The organism is Bowdeniella nasicola (assembly GCF_001907295.1).
Taxonomy (GTDB): Bacteria; Actinomycetota; Actinomycetes; order Actinomycetales; family Actinomycetaceae; genus Bowdeniella; species Bowdeniella nasicola.
Genome location: NZ_MQVR01000129.1, coordinates 1 through 3,095, shown reverse-complemented (window position 1 = coordinate 3,095; position 3,095 = coordinate 1). Strand labels below are relative to the sequence as shown.

Sequence of the window (3,095 nt, the reverse complement as noted above, 5' to 3'; positions counted from 1 at the left end):
GCAGTGGGGTTACCGTCCTTGTCGGTGAACTTCGGAGCATCGATCTTCACATCGCTGCCCGGCTTACCCGAACCATCCTCGTAAACAGGCTCAAAGTGATCGTTCGCGTTCGGAACCTTCGGGTTGCTGTCGTCTCCGTCCGGGATGCCGTCACCGTCATCATCCGGATCCGTGACGTCAGGCTCACCGTCACCATCGGTGTCCAGCTTGAATTTCGCTTCCGTCTTATCGATGCTGCCATCAGGGTAAGTCACCGTGACAGGAACATCGAACTCCTCAACGGTGTCCTTGTTTAGCTTCGACTTATCCGGGAACGTAACCGTGATCTCACCAGTGAAGACATCAAAGTTGTAGACATAACCCTCAGGAGCCGTGAAGCCATCACCAATAGAGAACTTCGCATCCTCAGGAACCTCTACGCCCTTACCATCCTTATCAGTAAAGGACGGAGCAGACTTAGTCTCCTCACCAGGAACAACCAACTTACCCTCATAAGCAGGCTCAACGGTAGCTGCGGTAGTGTCAGCAACCTTGAACGTTGCATTAGCACGGGCAACAATACGCCCCTGGGTCTTCGGCTGGCCGTCGTCACCCTTCACCGGATCACCGTTCTCGTCGAGAACTGGAACCTGCAGATCCGCGTTACGCATCACGACTGGGAACTTAAGCGTCTTGCCGGCTTGAGCAGCAGTCGGCGTGAAGGTCACGACACCGGTCTTCTCATCCACAGAAACCTGGTCTTCAGTGACGCCCTCAGGCAGCTTACCGAGCTCGAACTTCGCATTTTCAGGCTCGGTTTCCTTAGGCTCGGAAGCTGGGTTGTCGAACTTCGGGTTAGAGGTAGTCTCTTCGTCGACCTTGGCATCGACCGGGTCGTAGTCGAGGTAGTAAGTCGAGACGGCGAAGGCGTCCATTGCCAGAACAATGTCGTTCGCCGGAATCGGGTTACCGCTAGTAGCCTTCAGGCGAGCGATGAACATGTCTCCAGTCTGGGCGTTTGCCGGAACCTCGAGCTCACAGCTCGGGATCCTGGTGGCGGAGTCAGCCTTAGCGGTTTCACACGTCTTGACGGCCTTGCCGTTCTTGTCTACCCATTCGATGTAGTAGCTCAGGTCACCAGAGATCGGAAGGCCTGCAGTATCGGTCTGGACCTTATCTCCGATCGTGGCCCAGTTGTTAGTCGTGTTCTTATCGACCACATCAAATTTCAGAGCCTGCGGAGCAAGCGCGATGTTCCAACCGGTATAGCCGTCAGTGGTGTTGCCGATGAACGCGCCGTCGCCACCGAAGTAGTGCGCGCCAGCACCAGCGTTCAAATCAGTACCGAAGCCCGGGCCAGCCCACTGGCCAAGAGCCCAAGGACACAGCGCACCGATATTGTCAGGGAGCGGCTTGCCGTCCTTGCCGAGAATGCTGACGTAGCTCCAATGCATATTGACGTGCTTGGAATCCAAGGCACCGTTAGTCCAACGTCCCTCACCGTAGGACCCTGCAAGCTTGCCGGCCTTGTCTGCGGGAACAATTCCACGGTTGTTGTGGGAGTTGCCGTAGATGCCCTTCCACCGCAGCTCGAACTTACCATCAGCACCGGTGGTGGTGGTCAGGGTTTCTGCGACCCAGCCTTCTGGATCCGCTGCCACCTGCTCATTGATCCACTTCTGCAGACCAGCCTCATCAACAAGGGTCCAGTCCTTACCACGCAACGTCTTGCCCCCGAAGTTATTCTTCACGTGCGCCTCGATCTTCTTCACGGCGTCGTCGGTGAGGTAGGAGCCAACAACCTTCAGACCCGCGGCAGGAATGTCCTTGCCACCAAAGGCGTTCACGGTGTTGTGGTTCAGAGCACCCTGCAGAACGTCAAGGTTCCAGAAAGCTCGGCCCGCGTAGACGCCCTCGTTACCACCAGATCCGCTACTTTCCGCCCATTTATTCTCTGGGAGGTGCTGTGGCAGTTTATCCTTCTGGGCATACTGGATGGTCATCTTCGAGACCTTGTTGCCACGCCATACGCCATCGCCCTGGGTGGTCGGCGTCGTGGTTGCGCCGATGCCCGGGAAGATACCTGCTGCCGGTTGGTGCACCAGACGGTACTTATCCGTCATGTCTTCCGGAAGCTCCGTCCACACGCGAATCTTCTCGCGCTTCTGATCCCGCTTACCCCGGCCGTCACCAGTGGTCAGACCGACAGATGCATCCGCATCAAAGAAACGGGTCACACCGAGAGCATCGGTATACGGCCCCATCTTGATAGTGAAGTTACCGTTTGCATCACTCTCGGTGTAGTACACCGGAGAAGAGTGCTGGGTGTATTCACCCTCGTACCACTGGGCGTAGACCTTGACACCCTTCAGCGCCTTACCAGAGGCCTGAACGTTACCAAAACCAACCTTGGCCTCCACGATTTCCTTCACGGAACCGGAGATAGTGCTCTTCTGGTCTGCCTTGCCCGGTGAGTAGATGGCCTGACTAGAGTCAGCCTGCGAATCAGAGTTTGCAGCCGGCGCCTGAGCCAGCTGGTCGACAGCAGTCTGCGCCATCTGCGCAGCGGCAGCCTGATCCACGCCACTCGGAAGGAAGCTCGGCGCCAGAGTCGTAGCCAGTGCTAGCGCCAGGGCAGCCGACCCAACACGCACGGGCCGGCATTGCAGCAGCCTGGGCGATTCTTTCTTAGCCATGAAATGAAAATCCTCTCGTTATTTCCCGAAAGTAGAGCGAAAGCTAGCGCGGAACCTGACCCACTACATCGCCCGCCGGCCTCCTCGAGGCCGGCGGATTCAAACCCCGACTACACCCTCGATTGTGAAGAGCCACTTTTACTATATAATTGCCGCGGCTCAAGTCAAGCTGGAGGGGGAAGCGTTGACCTAAAACCAGTCTATGGTGCAGCCGTGAATACGTCATATATGCTCCGTTTTGTTGACTCAGTAAATCCCAAGTCCTTGGGGCTGATTTAAGAACATCGTTGTTAGCGCGTTTTTGCATGATACATCAGCCCGATTAAGGGCCCTTCGGACTTGAGCGTGGGTTAGGTGCGTAGGCCTCCGCCGATCAGCAGCATTCTGAGGCGGTAGTTGGTGGGGTTGCGGAACCCTCTG

The 3,095-nt window shown here is 56.6% G+C and carries 1 protein-coding gene; it reads right to left on the bottom strand.

What is annotated here, in order from left to right; all coding sequences use genetic code 11:
* On the bottom strand, positions 1-2,675 hold a 2,675-nt coding region (locus tag BSZ39_RS12450; RefSeq protein ID WP_222842962.1), incomplete at its 3' end, for a YPDG domain-containing protein.
* Positions 2,676-3,095: the final 420 nt, after the last annotated feature.